Consider the following 24,390-nt stretch of genomic DNA (forward strand, 5'->3'; position numbering starts at 1 on the left):
GTATCCAGTTTAGGGATTCTGGGTCAGCTTTGCATTGCGATCGATTTCGGCCTGCGGGATAAAGAATATCACGCGAGGGTCGGTGGGCAATACTTTCTGATTTACATTGGTTGTAGGCGTATTGTTCAAAGAATGTGTTCCTGGATAATTTCTTTCCATTGGCAGATTATTACGGAACAGATCATAAGAGCGGTGTCCTTCAAATGCCAATTCAAGCATTCGCTCCTCCATGACTACATCCAGGGCCTTTTTCGTTCCCAGATTGGCAACGGTGTAAAGTTTATCACCCGTCAGACCTGCACGCTGGCGGATCAAATTTACATCTTCCAGTGCCAGGGCAGTTTTTCCCAGTTTCGCATTGGCTTCGGCCCGGATCAGGTGCATTTCTGCAAGACGCAGATACACGGGTGAGCTCAGGTTGATGACGCCTTCCTGCATGGAGTATTTGTTAACATAATACATCGGCGTTGAGGGCGACAGCTTGACATTATACTGCAGAGCCCCATTGATCGTATATGGCGAGACAAAATTGTTTCTGAGGTCACCCGGATTTTTGGAAAGAAAGTCAACATACTTTTTTGAGGCATAAATCTCTGCCCAGCCACTTACGCCTTGTCCCTGCGGCGTGCCGGATGCATCGGCGCTAAAATACATGGATCCAATCGCCGAGAATGCTCTATCCTGCACTTTTGTGTGGCGAATAGCAAAGATGGTTTCGGGATTACTGGCAGGGGCCGTTTTAAAATAGCTGCTGTACTCTCCGCCCTGAACCAGCTTGTAGCGTCCCGATTTGATAACCAGATCAGCATATTTGATTGCATTATCATTCTCACCTTTGTACAGATATACACGTGAAAGCAGCGCCTGAGCAACTTCTTTTGATGCAAATGAATTTGACTTATTTTCAGACATCAGATCCGCTGCCTTGAGCAGATCCTGAATGACGGATTCGTAAACGTCTTTTACTGAGCTGCGGGTGATTTTGTTGATCTGATCGTCGCTTAATCCGTCCAAAAGCAGTGGAACGCCTGGGTTATTGCCGTTTTCCTGAGGATACGGCCGACCAAAAACACGCACCAGATTGAAATGCATCATCGCTCTCAGGTAAAGGTTCTCACCTTTGAGCTGGCGCAGTGTAATGGAGGACTCATCGGGAACGTATGCAATAATCTTGTTGGCTGCCGCAATCACCTTGTAAGCCTGGCCCCAGAAATTAGTGGCATGACCCGAAGTATTGATATGCGTGTAACGATATGCCCGCGTAAGGTCATCGCCTGATGACTGTCCCTGTGCAACTTCGTCACTGGGATATTCCATCAAAAAATGCACGCTGCGCACATAAGCTGCATTCAATAATACAGCGTAAGTGCCGATGGTTGCCGTCTCAACATCTCCCGCATTGGTTAGTGCCGATTCTTCGTCAATGGAAGTTGTGGGTTCGTAATATTTCTCACAGGACACCGTACCCAGTGTCAGCGACCCCATTAATAGGAATTTAAATATTGAATATTGTCTCATATAATATTAGAATGAAAAGTTGATCCCTATAAGATATTTTTTGCTGATTGGATATCTTAAACTCGATAGTCCGGAGCTTAAATCAACCTGTGATAAGGAAACTTCCGGATCCGGGCCTGAAAACTTGGTTGCCGTCCATAAATTATCACCGCTTACAAAAACAGAAACCCGCGAAAAGCCGCTTCTTCCTAGAACATTGTCAGGAAGCGAGTAACCCACGCGAACGTTTCTCAGCCGGACGTAACTACCATCTTCCAGGTAACGCGAAGAAGACTGATTGGAATCTTTGTTACCTCCCACAATTGCTTTGGGGTGCGTCGCTACGTCACCCGGCTTTTGCCAGCGGTTCCAATCTTTGGCAGGCACCATTTGGTTGTAGGCCTCATAGAAACCATCATTGTCGAAATAAACACGGCTTTCATTATATACCCAGTTTCCGTAAACAAAGTTAAAGAATGCAGAAAAGGTAATGTTCTTGTAGGTCAATGTATTGGAAAGGCCACCCGTGAACTTGGGAGCAGCCGTTTTTCCTGTAAACTGACGTGAATCGGCCGTTTGCGCCTGGTTATAAGTGCTCGTTAGTTCTTTGGTAAGATTACCATTAGCATCCTTTACAATTCTCTCCCATTGCGGATCGCCGTTTTCCGGATTTACACCCGCCCAGATCGGCATGTTGTACTCATCCATATTATGCCCGACAGCGATAGGCTGGCGTGCGCCGGAGTTGAATACGGTAGAACCATCGCTCAGTTCGAGAACCTTGTTGCGGTTGAAGGCCATGTTCAGGTTAGTTTCCCAATTAAAACCATTGCGTTTAATGTTGGTAGATGTCAGACTGAACTCGATACCCTTATTGCGGATAGAGCCTGCATTTACCCAAACGTAGCCGTAACCCGTCGTTGCTGCCAGCGGTTTGCGGTATAGCAGCTCGCTGGCCTCTTTAACATAGGCGTCCACAACCAGGTCAATGCGATTGAAAAAACTCAGGTCAAATCCGATGTTTGAAGATTTGATCTTCTCCCAGGTAAGGTCCGGGTTTCCTTTTTGCGAAGGAGCTGCGCCGGGAAGTCCCGAGTAAGATGCATCGGCAGAAATGGTATACAATCCCAATGAAGCGAAATTGCTTAGACCGTCTGCATTACCAACCGTTCCATTACTCGCACGAAGTTTTGCAAAAGTCAGGGTTTTGTTGTTTTTCAAAAACTCCTCATTACTCAGAATCCAGGATGCTCCTAGCTGATAGAAATTGGCCGTAGAGTTGTTTTTTCCAAACAAAGAAGAAAATTCGTTTACAAAAGATCCGATCAGAAAATACTTGTTGTCGTAGTTATAATCGGCTTGTCCCAGAAATTTACGGAAACCTACCTGCTCATTGAGCCCGGTAGGATTGGTCAGGATATCCGTAGCCACAGACATTACGTCACGGCCGGGAGGCAAGCCTTTTCCTGCCGCGCTGGTGCTGCTCGAATAAGTCGTTTCCGCTTCGGCAACGCCAAGAAGCGTAAGTCCGTGCTTGCCGAAATCTTCGGAATAGCGTATACGGTTCGAGGTAAGCAAGCGGTTGGAATAGCTTGTTCCGTTATAGAGCTCACCACCGTTGGCCCCGCCCTGTTTGGTGCGTTTGTCATTATAGCTCGCACTCAGGCCATTTCCAAAGTTGATCCGGTTATAGGATGACAATGTGATTTTATCTGTTAGCTCGTAGTCCAGGTCCACATCGGTTGTAACATTCAGGCTTTGGGCCTTCGCATAGTTATACTGAACGGAATGCAGGAAATTTTCACGCTCGCGTCCCAGCCATCCGGGGTAGCTTCTGCCGTCTGTGGGTTGGCCCTCACCATCATATGCTGGGTCGAATGGAAGGTTGTTATAGGCATCGTATAAAGTATTGCTGTTTGCATAGTTATCCTTGTTGAAGACGCCATTGAACAGCACTTTGGCAGTCAATTTTTTCGTCAGCTGCGATTGCAGGTTTGCGCGGAAGTTGTAGCCCGTCTTATCATTTTCGATCTGCGTTCCCTGCTCCTTATAATAGTTGGCAGAAATGTAAAAAGTGGTTTTCTCACTTCCACCGGAGGCAGAGACGGTGTGGTTATTGACAAATCCTGTCCTGAAAGCCTCATCCCACCAGTTTGTATTGGTTTGCAGCACCGATGCATCCCGCGGGTAAAAAGTGCTTTGGAAATCATACAACTGCTGGGAATTCATCAGGCGGAAATTTCCGGTCGTAGCCTGGGCAAATCCCATGGTATTGGCAAAACTGATTTGGGTTTTACCTGCTTTCCCCATTTTTGTATTGACAATGATAACACCATTGGCTGCGCGCGAACCATAGAGTCCTGTTGCAGCAACATCTTTTAAGACCGTAATGTTTTCAACATCGACAGGATTGTAACTGCCGCCAATGTTTCCGTCAACGACGATTAACGGGGATGTTCCCGCAGAAATAGTGCCTGCTCCGCGGATCAATATACGTCCTGCGCTGGTAGGATCACCCGACGCGCTCGAAACCACAACGCCCGGCGCCTTACCCTGAAGCAGGTTGGGAAGCTCGTTGGATGTGACATCTCTGAGTTTTTCGTTATTAATCGTTGTAACGGAACTTGACAGGTATTTCATCTTTTTGGCTGAATATCCCACCACTACAACCTGGTCCAGCTCCTGGATGGAAGAGCTCAGTGAGATGTCAAACACTGTTTTCTGACCTAATTCAGCCTCAACGGGTGCGTAACCGATGTAGCTGAATATTAGCGTTGCATTGGCAACCAGATTTTCGGGGATGCTCATCGAAAAATCCCCGTTCATATCGGTCGCAGCACCGATAGCATTGTTGTTCTTAAGGGTAATGGTTACCCCCACAAGGGGCTCTCCCTTTTCATCTTTTACTTTACCCGTTACGGTCCGGTCCAGGCTGCCTACCTGCGAAGTGGGGTAGGCGATCAGCGACAAAGCGCTGCCTTGTTGCGGGGCAAAAAGTGATATCCCGATCATCATTGCAAGGGGATAGCGCAGTGACTTTTTACTGGGTAACCACAAGGATTTTTTTTGTTTGGGCTTAGGTTTTGTCATAGTAGTAAATTTTGTTTACCCGGCAAAGTAACCCAAATTTTACTACCCATCAATACTGTGTATTGAGAAATAGTGCAATTTTTATGTATTAATTCTTAGATTTTACAATAGATCTTTTTGTATTCAGCTCTCATACATTATAGTATCTACTGGTCAGGTGTTTTCGTTCACGCAAATTATGTGCTCGATAACGCAAGAATTCCCGATTTTAAGCAGGCATAGATTGAGCCAAAAAATTATCAAAAGCTGTGGAAGGAGAAACTTGGAATAAGCATATGTGCCCAAACCAAGTGAAATAAGATAGCTATTCTGTGAATCAACGGTAATTTACATCACCACCCCATTCTTCGGCAAAATCTTCTCCGGGATTTTGCTTGCCCCGATCAGCTCTAAGAGATTAATCTCGATTGTTCGCGAAAGTGAGGTCATGGGAATGTCGTTTGGCCCGTTTTCGAATGGATTCTGCATGACGTAGGCGATCCATTCCATATAAAGAAAGAGAAACGAGATAATGAATGTGATCGGAATAGCGATCCGGCCGATGCTTTCGACAAGACCCATGGGCAGGATCAACGTAAATATGAAGATAACCAGCACGACAAAAAAGCTGTATTGCGTTGGGAAAATGGTGTTCTTTATCCGCTCGCACTTTCCCATGGCATCGCATAAGCGTTGCAGGGTCTGGTCAATGTTCTGATAAAGCAGGGTCTCGATCTTGCCATCCTGGTGCAGCTCGGAGAATTTGAACTGTATCAGATTTAAAATTGCGTTGGGAATATTGTTCTGGTTGGCTGCGTAATCATGCTCGGAGGCCGTCAAATGCAGATCGGCATAAACCAAAACCGGCTCTTTGCGTAAAGAATTGGCCAGGGCATAGCACCAGGCAATCTGTAAATGGGTGATGTTGGCGACCACTTCGTCTTTTTCGTCTTTGTTGGCCTTAATAAAAGTGATAGACTGCCTGATGAGCGTTCGGCTGTCGTTGACGATCTCGCCCCAAACCTTTCGGCCTTCCCACCAGCGATCATAAGCTGAGTTGGTCCTGAAACCCAGCAGCAGCGAAATCGCCGTTCCCAGAATGGTAATGATGGATATAGGAAAAGAGAGAAAATGCCAGTTCTGGTAGCTAAAAAGGTAAAAAACCAGCGTCGCGTAGGCAGTAACGGCCAGCAGACCGTGCCAGATGCCTTTGAGCAGCCGCCAGATTGAAAAGACTTGCTTAACGTACATGATAGGGGAATTTGTATAACGTAAATGCTTGTGATAAAAAAGAATGCCCGCACTGGGCAGCCAGCAAGATTTCATAAATAATTGATAAAAAAACAGCTCACAGAAATATTATTTCCGTGAGCTGTTTTTTGTAGATGTGCATGATGCTAAGCTATCTCAGCAGCAGGCGCATCAGGCGGCGTATGGTCGTGTTTCTTCTTGCCCATGGCTATCTTTTCAATGGCAACAAAAAGAACAGGCACCACGAAGATGGCCAGCGAGGTTGCTGCAAGCATCCCCCCGAATACGGTCCAGCCGATGGTTTTTCTTGATTCTGCCGCAGCTCCACTGGCAAATGCAAGCGGAAGTACACCCAGAATAAAGGCCAGAGAGGTCATAATGATGGGGCGCAACCTGAGCCGAACGGCTTCCAGGGTAGCTGCTACAAGCTCCATACCGCCATCGACACGTTCCTTGGCAAATTCAACGATCAAGATCGCGTTCTTTGCCGCAAGGCCGATCAGTGTAATCAGACCGATCTGTGCATAAATGTTATTTGATAAATTCGGCAGGAATGTAAGTGTCAGAATCGAGCCGAAAGCGCCGATAGGGACGGCAAATAGCACTGAGAAAGGGATAGACCAGCTTTCGTATAATGCTGCCAGAAACAGGAACACAAACACGATCGAGATCGAAAAGATCAATGTTGTACTGTCACCCGCTTTAATCTCCTCGCTACTCATACCAGAGAATTCGTAACTATAACCAGCGGGTAGTTTCTGGGCAACCTCACGCAGCGCGTTAATGGCCTGACCACTACTGTAACCCGGCTTAGGCGTTCCGTTGATTTCGACAGAACGGTAAATGTTATAGTGGGAAATCAAAGCCGGGTTTTCTACCACTTTGGTTGTTACCAGCGAGCCGAGCGGGATCATATTTCCTTCTCGGTTGCGGACGTAGAACTGCTTGATTTTATCCAGCGACGAGCGGAAACTGCTGTCAGCCTGCACCATTACCCGGAAGTTACGTCCGTAAAGGTTGAAATCGTTTACATAACTACTTCCCAGAAGCGTCGAAAGCGAGCTGAATACATCATTGACCTGAACACCCAATTTCTTGGTTTTGTCGCGGTCCACATCAATCTGGTAACTCGGCGTTCTGGCATTAAAGAAAGTATAGGCCATGGCAATCTCTGGACGCTTGTTGACCTCACCAAGGAAATTACGCATCACACCCTCGAACTGCTGAATGTTGTCGGTGCTGGTGGATTGTTGCAGCTGGAATGTAAAACCAGAGGTTGCACCAAGCCCGGGAATAGCCGGCGGAGCAATAGCGAGCACCCTTGCTTCCTTAATATCGGCCGTACGGGCCTGTATCTGCTTGATTACCGCCTGCACGTGATGCTCGGCGCCTTTACGGTCTGCCCACGGCTGCAAGCTGATAAAGAGCGTACCCACATTGGACTTGTTTGAAAAGCTTAAAACGTTAAGTCCTGCCAAACCACCCGCTACACGAACTTCGGGAATTGCAGAAACGCGCTTCATGACCTCTTTGAGCATAGCAATGTTACGCGTCGTTGAAGTGGCCTCCTGCATCTCATAAGTTACAAAAAGACGCCCTTCATCTTCAACCGGGATAAAACCCGATGGTTTGTTTTTGAAAAGGAAAAACAGACCCACAAACAGGCAGACCATCATCACAAGCACCAGCGGAGTTGCCTTGATCCATTTGGCCACGCCACGCGTGTAGCCATTTGAGACTTTGTCAAACCAACGGTTGAAGCGATCAAAAAATCTTTCCAGCCAGTTCTTCTTGTCATTTTCACCTTTGGAGGGTTTGAGCATGATCGTGCAGAGCGCAGGCGTAAGCGAAAGGGCAACAAAAGCCGAAAGCAAAACAGATACGGCAATGGTGATGGCAAACTGCTGATAGAGCCGTCCTACAATTCCGGGCACAAAACTCACCGGAACAAAAACGGCAGCCAGGATAAGGGCAATCGCAATTACAGGTCCAGAGATATCCTTCATCGCCTGAACGGTTGCCTCCTTGGGCGACATTTTCTTTTCGTCAATATAATGCTGGACGGCCTCGACAACCACAATGGCATCATCGACAACTATACCAATGGCCAGTACGAATGCAAATAGCGTAAGGGTGTTGATCGTAAAACCAAACGGGATAAAGAAGATCAATGTACCAATCAGCGAAACGGGGATGGCAAGGATTGGAATTAGTGTTGCCCGCCAGTTTTGAAGAAACAAAAACACAACGACAACAACCAAAATCATCGCTTCGGCAAATGTTTTCAAAACCTCCTCAATCGAAACTTTAACTACGGTCGCCGTTTCATTGGGGATCACGTAATCGATGTCCTTGGGAAATGTTTTTTTCATTTCGGCAAGCTTGTTCATCACACCTTCATAGGTGGCAAGCGCGTTGGCGCCCGGCGCCTGATAGATCAAAACGAAGGCTGCTGGTTTTCCGGCAACAAATGCATTGGCACCGTAATCGAATTTACCCAGCTCAACGCGGGCTACATCACGCAAGTAAACAACACTTCCTTCCTGAGGCGAGCTTCTTACGATAATGTCCTCAAACTGCGCCTTGCTATTAAGGCGGCTATTGGTCAATACATTATATTCAAATGTCTGCGTATTGGGCTGCGGGTTACCGCCCACGGTTCCGGCTGCAACTTGAAGGTTTTGCTCGGCAAGCGCCGCTGAAATATCCGAAGGCGTCATGCGCAGGTTGGCCAGCTTTTCGGGGTTCAGCCAGATCCGCATACCAAAATCATCTGCTCTGGAAATAATATCTCCAACCCCTTTTACGCGCTGTAATGCGTCTTTAAGATAAATGTTGGCATAGTTACCAATAAACTGGGCATCATGGGTGCCATTGGGTGAGTACAATGCCAAAACGATCATGATACTTGGCTGGCGTTTTCTTACAGTCAAACCAAGACGCTTAACGGCATCGGGTAGGGTAGGCTCTGCCACACTTACCCTGTTCTGAACGTCCAGGGCGGCAATGTCGACATTGGTTCCAACATCAAAAACAACATTAATGCTGCTTTGACCGCTGCTGGTCGAGTTACTGGACATGTAAGTCATGCCCGGCGTACCGTTGATCTGGGTTTCAATAGGCGTCGTTGTGGTCTGCTCAACGGTCTGGGCGTCGGCGCCGGTAAAGTTACCGCTTACTGTTACGGTAGGCGGCGTTACATCCGGATACTGCGCAACAGGCAATATGGTCAGTGCAATAAGACCCACCAGCACCAGCACGATGGACGTAACAATGGCTGTAACGGGCCTTTTTATAAAAATATCTGCAATCATTTTTACTGGATTATAATATTAGTAAAAGAGCGAAGGATTATTTTCCCTCTTTAATAACTGCGCCTTCTCTCAGGTTCTGAACGCCTTCTACGGCAATCTTTTCTCCTTCTTTCAGCCCTTCTTTAATGATCACGTTGGCTCCCAGGGATGTTCCCAGCACAACCCGGCGCTGGCTTACTTTGCTGCTGTCGCCAGCTACATATACAAAGAATTCGCCCAGCTGCTCGGTAACTGCCTTATAGGGGATCACCACAGATTTGGCAGCAGCATTATTAAGCACGCGCACAGTTCCGCTCATGCCAGAACGCAGCCGGTTATCTTTGTTTGGAAAAACAAGCCTTGTCTTAATGGTCCCTGTTTGCGGGTCAACAGCGCGGTCGATCAGGGCGATTTTGCCTGTCGCAGGAAAAATATCGTTTCCAAATTTCAAAGTGAATGTGGAATCAGCCGCCTTTGCGTTTTTCATCAATGTCGAAAACCGGTAGATTTCTCTTTGGTCTACATTAAAATCAACTGCCAATTGGGTGTCGGTTGAAACAGTGTTCAGAATGGTCTGGCCAGCCGTTACAGCCGCGCCCACTTTCACCATCGAGATGCCAATCACACCATCAAAGGGAGCAGTCACCTTGGTATAGTTTACACTCGTTTGAACCGCCTGAATGTTTGCCTTGGCCGCCTCAGCCTGTCTTTTGGCTACTTCCAGGGCTGCATCTGCATTATCAACAAGCTGTTTGGCCACAGCATCGTTTTTTTCAAGCTCATGGTAGCGGTCAGCATCTTTCTGAGCGCGGGCCAGATTGGCTTGCTGCACATTAAGGTTGGCAACAGCCTGATCATAATTGGCATTATAAAGCTGCGCATCAATAGAATAAAGCAGCTGGCCCTTTCTTACGCGGGAGCCGTCTTTGAAATGAATGCCGGTGATAAAGCCCGTAACCTGCGGCCGAAGCTCAATTTCGTTCAGCGCAGTGACTGTGCCTGGATATTCGTCGTAATAGGTTGCATCTGCGGTCGTCACAGCTACAAGTGAGACCGGCACGGCCGGGGGAGCTGCTGCTTGCTGCTGCTGCTCTTTTTTATCTCCGCAAGAGCTCAGAATGCCCAGAAACAGTGCTGCTGAAAAGTATGGTAATTTATTTGAGAACATAATAGGGGTATTTTTCGATTTAATAGTTCATTTGCCCAAGGGCTTTTTGCACATCGATCTTACTGGCCAGAGTCTGGTAGAGCGCATTGTAATAACTGATGCGTGCCAATCGCAGGTCGGTTTCCGAGGTTACCACTTCCAGATAGGTTTTAATGCCTGATTTATATTGGAGCTGGATGACATCATATACTTCGCGGGCCAGGTCCATATTATCCTTCTGGGCAAGCAGATTCGTCAGATTGCCTTTGTAGTTAGCCAGCGCCTGCGAGTATTCGGCGCTCACATTCATTTGAAGGCCTTTTATGTCCCAATCAAGCCGTTTGATCTGCCATTCTGCGGCCTTGGTGTTGGCCTTTCTTTTACCGCCCTGGTAAAGGGGCAGCGAAAGCGTCAGCAGTCCGAAGGAATTGGGATAATTCTTGTTGTAAAGATCGGTAAACTGGTTATTCTGAAAGTTCAGGTTGTAAGCCCCGTTGAGCGAAATATTAGGCAGATAGCTCCATTTGTTATATTGAAGATTTGCTTCCAAAAGCTTTTTCTGCGTGCTCAGCAGCTGAAATTCTATGCGCGAGTTCAGATCCAGATTTTGCAGCGTATCCAGCGATATCTCTCTTTCCATCTGCAATGTGTCATAGGCGATCGCTAGCTGCTTGTCGGATGGGTAACCCATTAACGATTTCAGATAATCGAGCTTGGCTTTCAAAAGCTCCTCATTGCTTTTCTTGCTGGCTTTGGTGTTGTTAAGCGAAATGGTCGCACGCTTAAAATCAATTTTATCAGCAATTCCTGACTTGTATTGATTTTCTGCATCCTTTAAGCTTCTTTCCAGGCGCTGAATATCTTCCTGAGCTACATCAATCTGCTGGGTCGTTGCCAGCACATCATAAAATGCTTTGGAAACATTGACGGCAATGTCGGTCTTATTAAAGGAAGTGTTCTGGCTGGCCTGTAAGAGCACGTCTCTTTTGGTCTGGTTTGCCAACAGCACATCGCGGTTGAAGATCTGCTGCGATAATGTGAACTGCGCTGCGGAAATGTTGCTGACACCAAGCTTTACGGGATTACCGGCAATGATGCTGGTCTGCACGATAAAGTTGTGCTGCAAGTTGTAATTGAAATTGATCTGCGGATACCAGTCGGCAAGCCTGCTGCGAATCTGATTTTCGGTAATCCGCTCATCGATCAGCGATTGCTGAACAATGGGCTGGTTTTTAATGGCGTAGTCAACAACCGCCTGCAAAGTTGCCTGCTCCAATAAGGGCGCCTCTTTGGAACTTTCCTGAATGGCCTGAGAAAATATCGGGCAAAAAGAAGTGAGTGAAAGCAGTGCCGAGCTAAGCGCCAAACGCATTGTTTTTTGTGGCTTAGACCAATACTTCATGTAGATTTTTATTTTATGAAACAGATAGATATTGACGCTTCAATAGCGCCGAGGTTAAGAACGGGACCCGGTCGTCAGCTGTCGGTAGGGATAAAATCTAAGCCTGACTGGAAAATCACTGGGTGGGCTAAGGGATACATAAAAGGTTCAGGATGAAAAAATTTTGTATACAAACGGTGACATAATAGCCGTAAAAAACAGCCCGTCAGGGTTCTTGGATTGTACTTATTAAGGATTTAAAACCCGGAATAGTTTCACGGTAACCAGTAAAAATTTGGGCTGCCAGGCAATCTTCTTCTAATAATCAAAATTTTAAAAGAAATTGTGCACAAACCCTGCCAGCTGCCGGAATGTGCTACGGATTGCAATATTCATGGGAGCTTGCTGCGCGCGCCTGGCAGTTACTTACAACGCATTCACCTCTTGGGCAGGTTGGGGCCAGATCTTTTCAAGGATCAGCGCAAAGAATATAACAAGGGCGCAGCCGATCAGGTTAAGCCATAGAAAGGCAGTCAGATCCAGCCAGTAGCTGAGAACCACAAATATTTCACCCAGTATACTGGCAAAAAACACAGCCCTGCTACCGATTTTGGGAAAATAAAATGCGACCAGGAATATGCCCAGGATCACCCCATAAAACAATGAACCCAGAATGTTAACGGCCTCGATCATACTGCCCAGCCGGGAGGCATACTGGGCAACGCCAATGCAGAAGACGCCCCAGAAGAATGTTGCCCAGCGGGAGGCTGCCACGTAATTGCGCGAATCATCATCTTTATGCACCATCCGTTTGTAAATATCCACAATGCTGCAAGAAGCCAGCGAGTTGTAAGCCGATGCCACCGAGCCCATTGACGCCAGCAGGATCACCGCAATCAGCAAACCAACCATTCCTACCGGCAGGTAATCAATCACAAATCTTAGAAAAATGTAGTTAACATCATTGATCTCGGCTCCATTGGCCTTTGAAAGCACGGCCCCGGCCTGTTTGCGCACATCCTGAACCTGGGTTTCGATCTTTGCCAGCGCAGTGCGGGACTGTTCAATGGCGGGCTCATCATCTTTTTTCAGCGCGCGCGTCAGCTCCATCACGTGCGGGCGCTTGGCGGCCTGAATGGCATCGTGCCGGGTTTCGAGCTTTTGGTATTCGGCCGCATACTGCGTTTTTCTGACCTGCTCCACGGCCGTTTCATTAAAGAACAGCGGCGGATTTGTAAACTGATAAAATGCAAAAACCAAAACGCCCACCAGCAGAATCATAAACTGCATCGGGATCTTTAAAAGACCATTCATGGCCAGCCCCAGCTTGCTTTGTCCCTGAGAGCTTCCCGTCAGAAACCGCCCGACCTGCGACTGATCCGTTCCAAAATAGGATAGTTGCAGAAAGAAACCACCGATCAGCCCTGACCATACATTATAACGGTTATTTAAATCAAAAGTAAAATCAATCAGATTAATCTTGCCCATCTTACCCGCCACGTGCAGCGCATCACTAAAGGAGACATCATTAGGCAAAAAACGAACAACCATTACGCCGGCAATCACCATTCCAACTGTGATGATGCCCATCTGCTGCAAGTGCGTGTGAGAAACCGCGCGGCTGCCGCCTGCAATGGTATAGAGCATGACAATGCCTCCGGAAATAATATTAGTCCACATAATGTCCCAACCCAGGATAGCAGAAAGAATCAGCGAAGGCGCATAGATGGAAAGCCCAGTGGAAAGTCCGCGCTGCAAAAGAAAAAGAAACGATGTGAGCGCGCGCGTTCGAAGGTCGAAGCGCCTTTCCAGGAACTCGTAGGCCGTAAATATTTTAAGCTGGCCAAATTTGGGCACAAATGTGATACAAAGCACCACCATAGCAAGCGGCAAACCAAAATAGAACTGCACGAACCGCATGCCGTCCGTATAAGCCTGACCCGGAGCAGATAAAAACGTAATAGCGCTGGCCTGCGTGGCCATCAATGACAGTGTTACGTGATACCAGGGCATGGACTGCCCGGCCAGTAAAAACGAGTCCATCGTATGCTTCTCGCGGCTGCGATAAATTCCGTAGGCAACAACAAATATCAGTGTGAGTGAGAGTACAATCCAGTCCAGCGAGCTCATTGAAAGTGTTTCATAAATAAATAGAAGAGGACAATCAGCAGAATGAGCGTGCCAATAAGCAGCTGATAAAGCTGTTTCCAGCTTTTGACAAATGGGGGTAATCCGTCGCGGTCAACCAGTTTTTTGCTATCCCCGTCCAGCGGGCTATGTTCGTTTACATTCATCGAGAGCGGGTTCGGGGATTAAGGCTGCGGGCAGCCGGGCATTTTGTTATCGGGCAGCGTGCCACCGGGTAACGTACCACCGGGCAGCGTGCCACCGGTAAAAATAGAACGGTTTTTACATTGTTTTAGCATGTGGGATGAAAATTGGGATGAACGGGTGGGCTGGCATTACGCAATTTATTGTTGCCGGTTATTATCTTTACCTTTCCAATTATTTAGTAACTTTTGCCATCCGACTATTAAACCTCAACGTTAACCACTTCTATATTGATGTCTACTTTCCGATTTCTACCTTTGATTGCCGTTGTGCTGGTGGCCGCACTGCCTGGATTGACACACGGCATGCCTCCGGTAAGCGCAGCCTTTCAAGATCAAACAACCCAAGGCGACACCAATGAAATAACTTCCGGAGGAAAGGCTTGGGTAGAGTTTGCTGGTTACGGCTCGACTGCTTCCAGGACGCCTTTTTGGTTCCATGCAAATCAATGGGGTATAGTGCCGACATCAGGTCAGATACTCAGTCTGCGCGCCGGAGTGGAAGCCAGGAGATTTTTAACAAAAGATTCTCAGTCCAAATCTAATTGGTCCGTTGTATATGGAGCGGAGTTCGTAGCTAACGGCGCAGCGCACAGTAAATTCCTAATTCCACAGGCGTATGCAGGCCTTGCATTCAAAAGCTTTCAACTTACGGTCGGAAGGCGCAAACAATATGTTGGATTTAACGACAATGAACTTGGAACAGGTTCTTATATGTGGTCGGGCAACGCGCTTCCTATTCCGCGTATACAACTGGGTTTTGAAAATTATGTTCCTTTAATCAAAAACTTCATCTATTTCAAAGGCTTCTATTCTGACGGGCTATTAGACGGTAAAAGGCCGGTTACAAGTGAATTGAAACTACATAATAAAGGTTTGTTCGTTCGCTTAGGAAAGCCAACCGGAACGGTGCAGCTGCATGGAGGTTTCAACCATGCAGTGCAATGGGGCGGTAAATCACCTTATTTTACAGAAAACGGCCAAATGCCTAGCGGTCTTGATAAATATTGGTATGTGATTACCGGATTCAAGCCGAACGGAAAGTTGAAAGATGTTTCGTCATTTGACAACGCTAATAGAATTGGTAACCATGTTGCGAGCCTTGACTTTGGTTTAGAGCTTAATTTGAAATCAGTCAACATCCTTTTTTATAGACAAAACCTGATTGAAGACGGATCGCTTTTTTATCTAAACAATGTCAAGGATGGATTAAATGGCGTGACATTTACTATGAAAAATCAAGAAGTCAGAAACTTCACATTGGATAAGCTGACATTTGAAGTGTTGTATACAAAAAGTCAGGGTGGAAGTGAGGCAGTTGACGGCAATGCTATCCGGGGGAAAGACGACTATTTCAATAATGCCCAGGTAAGGGACGGATGGTCCTATTATGGAAGAGGATTAGGGACACCTTTTATTACCCCACAGTCAGAAAACGACTGGCCGAGATACGCTGATTTTTTTACTAATAATAACAGGGTTTGGGTTGTACACACAGGCATGAAAGGCAAGCTGACAGGTGCTATTTGGACAACCAAGCTATCCCTGTCGAGTAATCAGGGAACTTACGATGTTCCATTACCAAGTAAATTGCTCCAATTTTCCGGAGTTGTCGGTCTCGAAAAGCAAGTAGAGTGGCTAGGCGGCTCAGTTATTAAAGGTGCAGTTTCGGCTGATGCAGGTGAGTTTCTTGACGATGCTTTCGGACTGATGCTCTCAATCCGAAAGAATCTGTCGTTTTAATTATTGCTGCTCTGCTGCAAGCCGCTGCAAACATTCTGCAAGGCTGTCTCTCCAATAAGGGATTTGAATAGAGAACGCCGTTTTGATTTTGGTTTTATCCATTACAGAATAGGCGGGGCGAACCGCCTTGGTCACGTATTCTGATGTCTTAACTGGATTAAGCTGGACCTGTGTTCCGCTGATGTCAAAAACAGCTTTGGCAAAGTCGTACCATGAAGTCACGCCCTCGTTGCTATAATGGTAAATACCGTACTCCTTGCTTCCAGATTCAATGATATCCAAAATTGCCCCCGCCAGGTCAATAGCATAAGTAGGAGAGCCCACCTGATCTATGATCACTCCAAGTTGATCTCTCTCTTTACCCAGCCTTAGCATTGTTTTAACAAAGTTATTGCCGTACTCAGAATAAAGCCAGCTTGTTCGGAGCGTGAAGTGTTCAGGCAAAATTTCCGCGATGGCTGCCTCACCTTCAAGCTTGGTCAATCCGTAAATATTTTCTGGTTCTGCTGGATCCGTCTCAGTCAACATGCCGGTTACATTGCCTTTAAAAACGAAGTCGGTAGATATGTGAATGAGATTCGCGCCATGTGCGGCACAGGCTCTCGCAATATTAGCAGCCCCATCCCTGTTCACTTTTAGGCAGATTTCCTGTTCGTCTTCGGCTTTGTCTACGGCCGTGTAAGCGGCGCAGTTGATGACGAAGGAAGGTTTTTCTACTGAGAATAATTTATTGAGAAGCTCTGCATCTAATATGTTGCCATCCTGTTCTGACGGGAATGATATGTCTGTAATGCTTCTTTCGGTCGCTACTTTTTTCAGGCAACTACCCAGTTGGCCTGATGCGCCTAATACTACTATTCTCATGTATCCTTGTTGAAAAACGTTCGAGGCAAAGATAAGGAATGAAGGAGCTTAGCAAAATTATTTATTGATAATAAGCTTTTTTGAATTAATAATTCCGTCCAAATTTTCCATGCTTAATATGTAGATACCAGAAGAAAGTAACCGAACATCAATTCCTCTGTCTGCCGACTTCGCGTCGATCCATGTTTTTCCAGTTAGGTCCTGGATCACAATGCGTCTAACGCGCTCAAAATTTGCACCCTGAACAAAAACGCGATCACTAGCAGGGTTAGGATATATACTAATAGACACCTCTTCTACCCGACCAAATTTTACAAATATCGGCTTACGGGTAACAGTTCCCTCCGGGAAAGTAGTTTTTAAACGATAAAAGTTTTTGCCCTTGGCGGGATTTAGGTCTTCCGCAAAATATCGAGATGAAACAGAATTGACTGCTGCCACACTAGCCACCTGCTCCCAGCTGGTGCTGTCGGTACTTTTTTCCACAGTGTATTTGATTGCCGTTATAGAGTCTGTATTCCATTCTAACTTAATTCTTTGGTTATTTGCGCTTCCACTGAAACTCGTAGTGGCTAACGCTGGTGCCGCGGCAGTTGACGCTGGATCGGCACCAAACGTGTACACGTTGTAGGTGTTTGGCACAATGAGAAGATTTGTAGTGATGGACCCACTGCTGTGGGAGCTTTGACCTCCTAAAATAGACGTTGCATCATAAGTAGATGCAATTTTTACCCATTTTTTGCCATCCCACCCGACAATGTATAATTTTGTCAGGTTTCCGTTGTTTAGCAATTGGGCTATCCCACTCTGGCTATCCCAAGTCAGGGTAATTCTGGTTTTCGTGCTACCATTAATATCCCAATACTCTTTTGTTGATATAACCTTCACGGCCGCTTCCTTTTGTGATGTTGGAAACGGAGCGCCTAAGGGCAATGGCCCATAATTTCCTCCTTTTGGATTGCTAGTGACTGCCACATTTGGGTTTGCACCATAATAGGCTCCCAAGGTTCCGTCTGCACTAACTGCAAATGGTCTAAATCGTCCATTGTCTCCAACAGGGAATGTAAAACGAGATGCTCCTGAAACCTGAACATAGCCATCAACGTAGTAACTTGTAATAGCAGAGGTGCTGACGAATGTTACCTTTCCAATGGAACTTTTCCGCTCAGCAGAGATATGGCCAGCTGATTGCGCTTCACAAAAGTTGTGGTATGCAAATATGATTAGGATGAACAAAAGCTTTTTCATTCCAATAAATATTACAATCGTAGAATTTTTATACTACAAATATAAAATAAATTGTATTGAAAGAGTAGTATTAATTCATATTTGTAGAATAAATACTATTTCGCTTAAAAGAGAGGCCCCTGATTTTAGGTTGTCACACCAAAATCAGGGGCCTCTCTTTTTAATTAGCGCAATCGCTTACTGCCCTCTGCCCAAAACCATCACTTGAACTGTTCGAAATATTAATTGCACATCGTCGAAAACACTATATGTTTTAAGGTATTGCAAGTCATATCTAAGACGCTCTACATTCTTAGCGACAGTATCAGCATAACCCACATTAATCTGACCAATGGATGTGATACCGGGCTTCACAGTAAGCAATCTCTGAAATTCATGCGGTGCCGCTTCCATGAGCATATCTACGTCATATTTGTAAAGTGGCCTAGGACCTACCACTGACATTTCACCTTTCAGCACATTAATGAACTGAGGAAGTTCATCCAGTCTCGATTTTCTTAACATCCGCCCAATCGGCGTTATGCGAGGATCACCATCCCCCTGTGAATGCTGCAACCCCATTTTATCGGCATCAACATACATGCTTCTAAACTTGTAAATAAAGAACATTTCTCCCCAGCGCCCTGAACGCTGCTGTTTAAAAAACACTGGACCGGGCGAGCTGATTTTAATTGCAGCCCAAACGAGGAAGAATATGGGTGCACCCAGCACCATAACAATGACAGAAAAAACCAGATCAAAAGTACGCTTCAACGTTTGCTCATTGAAACTGGAAAACGGCTTCGTGTTAACCTGAATGATCGGATACATATCATGGTATTCGATTGTTGCCATGTTAGTCATAAATCCCCGAAAATCAGGAACCAGCCGAATCTGGGTTCGTTGGCGTTCGCCCATCTTGATAACATCCCGTACCTGATCATCGCTCATCTCTGAAAGACAGCAATACAGGTAGTCAAGCTGTTTTTCTTTAACAAGTGTTTCAAGGTCAACAATCTGATCATCCATGTTCTCCAAGCTGAACATGCCATAAAACCGGTAGCCAAGCTCTTTCCTTTCACCGTAGAATTCTCTTATTAAGGTCGCTAGGTCACCCTTGCCAACTATTGCATATCGATTGTAGTTGTATCCAGCCTGCCGGTATAATTTCAGGAACAATACTGCTGTAGCTCTGGAAGCAGTAGACATAATTACAAACAGACCGTAAGTAACCAGAAACTGATATCGCGAATATTCTTCTCCTTGTTTAGTAAGGTACAGAAATGCCATCATTGCAGCCCCGTGGACTAGCACTGCCTTCAAGAAATTTCCAAGTTGTGTATTGAAATGATAGGATAAGCGAGTGAAATAGTACGTCTTAAGAATATGGATCGTAAATATCCAAACCAAATTTGCAACTAAAAGCAAGTTTACATAATGATGGGGCAGAACACGTGAGCTGATCTCGAAGCGCAGTAGGTAGGCTATAATGAAGGACAGATTCAGCAGGAAAACATCTGTCCACAAATGGGCCTTTGGAAGAAGTCCGGAATAGTGATTTTTCATGATATAACGTTGAGTGTTGATAACTAAGCTTTTCAAAAGTTTTCCATAATAATCCGTGGAAAAATACAGAAATGTACGTCAACCGTTAGGCTTCTAAGCTTCTAACCGCTAGTTGGCCTTAGAATATACAAGTCTAAAACATTTTCAACGAAATTCCAAGTTATCTTTTTCTTAGATTGACATATCGGGTTCTTTTCGCAATGTGTTAACCTCGGAAAGACAGTTCAGGAAGTGTAAAAAAATACTTCGTAAAACGAACCAAAATTATCACGTAGTTAAAATTTAAATTTGTATTTAAATTTGTAGAAATAATTCGTGTTAAAAGGATGAATTGTCACTACTTTTGTTTAGGTATTGACTGTTTAGATTGACATGGAAAAATTTTACAGACTGTTTGTTATCATACTACTAGCGTTTCAAGTTTCGGATTGTGCCCTGTATGCTCAAAAAGATCTAATAATTGAAGCTTCTCGCGTATCGCCTGTTGGCTTGGTTAGCTATGCTTCGGGGGTGAAGCTATCTGGTATAGGCAATTCGAAGCATATAGATGGGTATGTGAAGACTTACGGAGATGAGCATTTCATTTTTCCGGTAGGGCATCATAATGTTTACAGGCCTTTTGCAGCCGAAAGTGCCGGGACCTACGGCGCTTACTATAAAGAAAATCCAAGCTTGATATCCTTGCAAGGTATAGGACCCTTTAACATAAACGCAAAGGATAGTACTGTAAATAAAATTAGTAGTACTGAATTTTGGGATATAAACGGCACCAATACTAGTAAACTGAGCCTAACCTGGAATCATGCAAGCAGTGTCAAAAACTTGACAGGCGATTCACTATCTAGATTGAGCATTGTCGGCTGGAATTCTTTGACTAATAGATGGGAGTCAATAAGGTCTTCAATAGATGAACTGGCAATTACGGGATGGGTCAGTAATATTGATTCCGGCTCGATAACCACTCTTCATCGCATCATACCAAACTCTTATGAAATATATTCTTTGGCTTCGCTGAGTTCTTCGTCCATACCCCAAAGTTTCGACGGATTACTTGAGAGCATAAATTGTGACACAATAAAGGGATGGGCTTGGGACAAAAGTAATCCATTGGCTCACGTTACGGTTGAACTGCTTGATGCTGATGTTGTTATTGCAACCGGTGCCGCGGTAACTTATCGAGCAGATTTAGAAGGAGCCGGATTGGGGACTGGTCGGTATGGTTTCAGTATTGTTGTTCCGCCTCTTTTAAAAGATGGAGAAGATCACAACATTAAACTCAGAGTAAGGAACTCTACTTACACATTACAGAATTCTTTACAAAATCTGAACTGCCCTTACGGCGGCCGCTTGGAAGAAGTGGATTGTGCTAATTTTAAGGGTTGGGCGTGGAATCCGAACAAGCCAAACATTGAAGGTCTAACTGTTGAGCTGCTCGAAAACAATATTGTATTGGGGTCTACCAATGCGAAAATCTACCGTGAAGATTTGGCTGCAAATGGCATTGGTACGGGTTACTATGGATTTCTTCTACCAATACCTCAAAGCTTAAAAAATGGATATGCTCACACCGTGAGCATGCGTATCAAAGGCACAAATTTTTTCTTAGATGAGTCGCCTAAAACGTTTACGTGCTTTTCACCTTCTTACGAAGGTTCACTTGAAACGACGAGCTGCAACGAGCTGAAAGGCTGGGCATGGGACAAGAACAACCCTACTGCTGCTGCCTTGACAGTCGAGCTGCTGGATGGTAGTGTGGTAGTGGGCAGCGTCGTGGCCAATGCTTACCGCCAGGACCTGAAAGACTCAGGTAAAGGGACGGGTAATTATGGGTTTACGCTAGCTATGCCGAATGTTTTAAAGGATGGCCTGCAGCACACGATTACTTTGCGGGTGAAGGGTTCCAGCTATAAATTGGCTGGCACGCCGCGAGGTGTAAATTGTGTGATGCCTGCATTGTACGGCGGGGCCCTTGATTCGGCAACCTGCACAGAGATCAAAGGTTGGGCCTGGAACCAGAATTACCCGTCCAAAACGGTAAGTGTAGAATTGATTGAGGGCAGTACGGTCCTAGCAACATCGGTTGCCAGCATTTTCCGTCAGGACCTTGATACAATGGGCACGGGCAACTATGGCTTCGTTATCGCTTCCCCAAGCATTTTACGTGACGGTCAGTCCCATTCTGTCAGCGTGCGCATACTGGGTACGAATATCCTTTTAAGTGGTTCACCGAAAATAATAAATTGTGCCATTCCACCTTCTTACGAAGGGGCGCTTGAAACGACGAGCTGCAATGAGATGAAAGGCTGGGCATGGGACAAGAACAACCCTACTGCTGCTGCCTTGACAGTCGAGCTGCTGGATGGTAATGTGGTGGTAGGCAGCGTCGTGGCCAATGCTTACCGCCAGGACCTGAAAGATTCAGGTAAAGGGACTGGTAATTATGGATTTACGCTAGCTATGCCGAATGTTTTGAAGGATGGCCAGCAGCACACGATTACTTTACGGGTGAAGGGTTCCAGCTATAAGCTGGCTGGCACGCCTCGGGGTGTAAATTGTGTGATGCCTGCATTGTACGGCGGGGCCCTTGATTCGGCAACCTGCACAGAGATCAAAGGTTGGGCCTGGAACCAGAATTACCCGTCCAAAACGGTAAGTGTAGAATTGATTGAGGGCAGTACGGTCCTAGCAACATCGGTTGCCAGCATTTTCCGTCAGGACCTTGATACAATGGGCACGGGCAACTATGGCTTCGTTATCGCTTCCCCAAGCATTTTACGTGACGGTCAGTCCCATTCTGTCAGCGTGCGCATACTGGGTACGAATATCCTTTTAAGTGGTTCACCGAAAATAATAAATTGTGCCATTCCACCTTCTTACGAAGGGGCGCTTGAAACGACGAGCTGCAATGAGCTGAAAGGCTGGGCATGGGACAAGAACAACCCTACTGCTGCTGCCTTGACAGTCGAGCTGCTGGATGGTAATGTGGTGGTAGGCAGCGTCGTGGCCAATGCTTACCGCCAGGACCTGAAAGATTCAGGTAAAGGGACTGGTAATTATGGATTTACGCTAGCTATGCCGAATGTTTTGAAGGATGGCCAGCAGCACACGATTACTTTACGGGTGAAGGGTTCCAGCTATAAGCTGGCTGGCACGCCTCGGGGTGTAAATTGTGTGATGCCTGCATTGTACGGCGGGGCCCTTGAGTCGGCAACCTGCACAGAGATCAAAGGTTGGGCCTGGAACCAGAACTACCCGTCCAAAACGGTAAGTGTAGAATTGATTGAGGGCAGTACGGTCCTAGCAACATCGGTTGCCAGCATTTTCCGTCAGGACCTTGATACAATGGGAACGGGCAACTATGGCTTCGTTATCGCTTCCCCAAGCATTTTACGTGACGGTCAGTCCCATTCTGTCAGCGTGCGCATACTGGGTACGAATATCCTTTTAAGTGGTTCACCGAAAATAATAAATTGTGCCATTCCACCTTCTTACGAAGGGGCGCTTGAAACGACGAGCTGCAATGAGCTGAAAGGCTGGGCATGGGACAAGAACAACCCTACTGCTGCTGCCTTGACAGTCGAGCTGCTGGATGGTAATGTGGTGGTAGGCACCGTCGTGGCCAATGCTTACCGCCAGGACCTGAAAGATTCAGGTAAAGGGACTGGTAATTACGGCTTTACGCTAGCCATGCCGAATGTTTTGAAGGATGGCCAGCAGCACACGATTACTTTACGGGTGAAGGGTTCCAGCTATAAGCTGGCTGGCACGCCTCGGGGTGTAAATTGTGTGATGCCTGCATTGTACGGCGGGGCCCTTGAATCGGCAACCTGCACAGAGATCAAAGGTTGGGCCTGGAACCAGAATTACCCGTCCAAAACGGTAAGTGTAGAATTGATTGAGGGCAGTACGGTCCTAGCAACATCGGTTGCCAGCATTTTCCGTCAGGACCTTGATACAATGGGCACGGGCGACTATGGCTTCGTTATCGCTTCCCCAAGCATTTTACGTGACGGTCAGTCCCATTCTGTCAGCGTGCGCATACAGGGTACGAATATCCTTTTAAGTGGTTCACCGAAAATAATAAATTGTGCCATTCCACCTTCTTACGAAGGGGCGCTTGAAACGACGAGCTGCAATGAGCTGAAAGGCTGGGCATGGGACAAGAACAACCCTACTGCTGCTGCCTTGACAGTCGAGCTGCTGGATGGTAATGTGGTGGTAGGCACCGTCGTGGCCAATGCTTACCGCCAGGACCTGAAAGATTCAGGTAAAGGGACTGGTAATTACGGCTTTACGCTAGCCATGCCGAATGTTTTGAAGGATGGCCAGCAGCACACGATTACTTTACGGGTGAAGGGTTCCAGCTATAAGCTGGCTGGCACGCCTCGGGGTGTAAATTGTGTGATGCCTGCATTGTACGGCGGGGCCCTTGAATCGGCAACCTGCACAGAGATCAAAGGTTGGGCCTGGAACCAGAATTACCCGTCCAAAACGGTAAGTGTAGAATTGATTGAGGGCAGTACGGTCCTAGCAACATCGGTTGCCAGCATTTTCCGTCAGGACCTTGATACAATGGGCACGGGCAACTATGGCTTCGTTATCGCTTCCCCAAGCATTCTACGCAATGGCCAGCCCCATTCTGTCAGCGTGCGCATAAAGGGCACGAGCATACTTTTGGGTGGCTCGCCCATAGTAGTTAACTGCTCATCATCCGCACGAATGTCGAGTATAGCAACTGTTGAACCGCAAATTGATTTAGAAAAATCTTTGAGCTTGACAATATCGCCTAATCCGAATACTGGGAGCTTTAAATGTATATTAAATTTAAGTAACCATACGAAAGCAAAGCTAATTATACGGAACATTGCCGGGACCGAAGTATGGAAACAGGAAGTTGTTGGATTAGGTGGAGAACAATACCAAGAAATCAATTTGAATATAGAGAGTGCAGGTATTCACATCATGACTCTTGAAATTGGTGGGCAAATTATAAGCAAAAGAATGGTAGTTCTAAAATAGCTG

General features: G+C 46.2%; 13 protein-coding genes. 2 read left to right on the forward strand and 11 right to left on the reverse strand.

Translation table 11 applies throughout. The features are described 5' to 3' along the window. Positions 1 to 9 precede the first annotated feature (9 nt). The 8 genes from NFI80_RS00870 to NFI80_RS00905 form a co-directional block, all read right to left on the reverse strand. Complete coding sequence (locus tag NFI80_RS00870; protein WP_254414164.1) at positions 10 to 1,518, reverse strand: RagB/SusD family nutrient uptake outer membrane protein; 1,509 nt, start codon at positions 1,516 to 1,518, stop codon at positions 10 to 12. Positions 1,519 to 1,524: 6 nt separating this feature from the next. Continuing rightward, positions 1,525 to 4,587, reverse strand: a complete 3,063-nt coding sequence (locus NFI80_RS00875) for a SusC/RagA family TonB-linked outer membrane protein (RefSeq protein WP_235164350.1) — start codon at positions 4,585 to 4,587, stop codon at positions 1,525 to 1,527. A 327-nt stretch (positions 4,588 to 4,914) separates the two neighbouring features. After that, complete coding sequence (locus tag NFI80_RS00880) at positions 4,915 to 5,817, reverse strand: bestrophin family protein (RefSeq protein WP_235179412.1); 903 nt, start codon at positions 5,815 to 5,817, stop codon at positions 4,915 to 4,917. A gap of 146 nt (positions 5,818 to 5,963) precedes the next feature. After that, on the reverse strand, positions 5,964 to 9,131 hold the full coding sequence (locus tag NFI80_RS00885; protein ID WP_233796834.1) for an efflux RND transporter permease subunit: 3,168 nt from the start codon (positions 9,129 to 9,131) through the stop codon (positions 5,964 to 5,966). Between the two features lie 37 nt (positions 9,132 to 9,168). Then, complete coding sequence (locus NFI80_RS00890; protein WP_233796833.1) at positions 9,169 to 10,278, reverse strand: efflux RND transporter periplasmic adaptor subunit; 1,110 nt, start codon at positions 10,276 to 10,278, stop codon at positions 9,169 to 9,171. Between the two features lie 19 nt (positions 10,279 to 10,297). Beyond that, positions 10,298 to 11,659, reverse strand: a complete 1,362-nt coding sequence (locus NFI80_RS00895) for a TolC family protein (RefSeq protein WP_233796832.1) — start codon at positions 11,657 to 11,659, stop codon at positions 10,298 to 10,300. Between the two features lie 405 nt (positions 11,660 to 12,064). Continuing rightward, positions 12,065 to 13,768, reverse strand: coding sequence for a sodium:solute symporter family protein (locus tag NFI80_RS00900; protein WP_235164352.1), 1,704 nt, complete (start codon positions 13,766 to 13,768; stop codon positions 12,065 to 12,067). Beyond that, entirely contained in the window at positions 13,765 to 13,932 is a 168-nt protein-coding gene (locus NFI80_RS00905; protein WP_235164353.1) for a hypothetical protein, read from the reverse strand. Before NFI80_RS00905 ends, NFI80_RS00900 begins: the two co-directional genes overlap by 4 nt. A gap of 270 nt (positions 13,933 to 14,202) precedes the next feature. Between NFI80_RS00905 and NFI80_RS00910 the strand changes: the two genes are divergently transcribed. After that, positions 14,203 to 15,711 carry a capsule assembly Wzi family protein gene (locus tag NFI80_RS00910; protein ID WP_235164354.1) on the forward strand — a complete coding sequence of 503 codons (1,509 nt, stop codon included), beginning with the start codon at positions 14,203 to 14,205 and terminating at the stop codon, positions 15,709 to 15,711. Here NFI80_RS00910 and rfbD read toward each other — a convergent pair whose 3' ends face one another. The 3 genes from rfbD to NFI80_RS00925 all read right to left on the reverse strand — a co-directional run bounded on the left by rfbD (position 15,712) and on the right by NFI80_RS00925 (position 19,368). Then, positions 15,712 to 16,575 (reverse strand): dTDP-4-dehydrorhamnose reductase, encoded by an 864-nt coding sequence (rfbD, locus tag NFI80_RS00915; protein WP_235164355.1) that lies wholly within the window; start codon positions 16,573 to 16,575, stop codon positions 15,712 to 15,714. It abuts the gene before it with no gap. Between the two features lie 57 nt (positions 16,576 to 16,632). Further along, a complete protein-coding gene (locus NFI80_RS00920) occupies positions 16,633 to 17,823 on the reverse strand; it encodes a T9SS type A sorting domain-containing protein (RefSeq protein ID WP_235164356.1) in 1,191 nt (396 codons plus the stop codon). 177 nt (positions 17,824 to 18,000) lie between these two features. Beyond that, positions 18,001 to 19,368 (reverse strand): sugar transferase, encoded by a 1,368-nt coding sequence (locus NFI80_RS00925; RefSeq protein WP_235124390.1) that lies wholly within the window; start codon positions 19,366 to 19,368, stop codon positions 18,001 to 18,003. Positions 19,369 to 20,475: 1,107 nt separating this feature from the next. Here NFI80_RS00925 and NFI80_RS00930 point away from each other — a divergent pair. Further along, positions 20,476 to 24,387 carry a T9SS type A sorting domain-containing protein gene (locus tag NFI80_RS00930; protein ID WP_252172088.1) on the forward strand — a complete coding sequence of 1,304 codons (3,912 nt, stop codon included), beginning with the start codon at positions 20,476 to 20,478 and terminating at the stop codon, positions 24,385 to 24,387. Positions 24,388 to 24,390 lie beyond the last annotated feature (3 nt).

The sequence above is a fragment of the Dyadobacter chenhuakuii genome (genome assembly GCF_023821985.2).
GTDB lineage: Bacteria > Bacteroidota > Bacteroidia > Cytophagales > Spirosomataceae > Dyadobacter > Dyadobacter chenhuakuii.

Excerpts from the sequence above, each read along its gene's own strand:
- NFI80_RS00870 (WP_254414164.1), bottom strand. The coding sequence starts at position 1,518 with ATGAGACAATATTCAATATTTAAATTCCTATTAATGGGGTCGCTGACA.
- NFI80_RS00875 (WP_235164350.1), bottom strand. The coding sequence starts at position 4,587 with ATGACAAAACCTAAGCCCAAACAAAAAAAATCCTTGTGGTTACCCAGT.
- NFI80_RS00880 (WP_235179412.1), bottom strand. The coding sequence starts at position 5,817 with ATGTACGTTAAGCAAGTCTTTTCAATCTGGCGGCTGCTCAAAGGCATC.
- NFI80_RS00885 (WP_233796834.1), bottom strand. The coding sequence starts at position 9,131 with ATGATTGCAGATATTTTTATAAAAAGGCCCGTTACAGCCATTGTTACG.
- NFI80_RS00890 (WP_233796833.1), bottom strand. The coding sequence starts at position 10,278 with ATGTTCTCAAATAAATTACCATACTTTTCAGCAGCACTGTTTCTGGGC.
- NFI80_RS00895 (WP_233796832.1), bottom strand. The coding sequence starts at position 11,659 with ATGAAGTATTGGTCTAAGCCACAAAAAACAATGCGTTTGGCGCTTAGC.
- NFI80_RS00900 (WP_235164352.1), bottom strand. The coding sequence starts at position 13,768 with ATGAGCTCGCTGGACTGGATTGTACTCTCACTCACACTGATATTTGTT.
- NFI80_RS00905 (WP_235164353.1), bottom strand. The coding sequence starts at position 13,932 with ATGAATGTAAACGAACATAGCCCGCTGGACGGGGATAGCAAAAAACTG.
- NFI80_RS00910 (WP_235164354.1), top strand. The coding sequence starts at position 14,203 with ATGTCTACTTTCCGATTTCTACCTTTGATTGCCGTTGTGCTGGTGGCC.
- rfbD (WP_235164355.1), bottom strand. The coding sequence starts at position 16,575 with ATGAGAATAGTAGTATTAGGCGCATCAGGCCAACTGGGTAGTTGCCTG.
- NFI80_RS00920 (WP_235164356.1), bottom strand. The coding sequence starts at position 17,823 with ATGAAAAAGCTTTTGTTCATCCTAATCATATTTGCATACCACAACTTT.
- NFI80_RS00925 (WP_235124390.1), bottom strand. The coding sequence starts at position 19,368 with ATGAAAAATCACTATTCCGGACTTCTTCCAAAGGCCCATTTGTGGACA.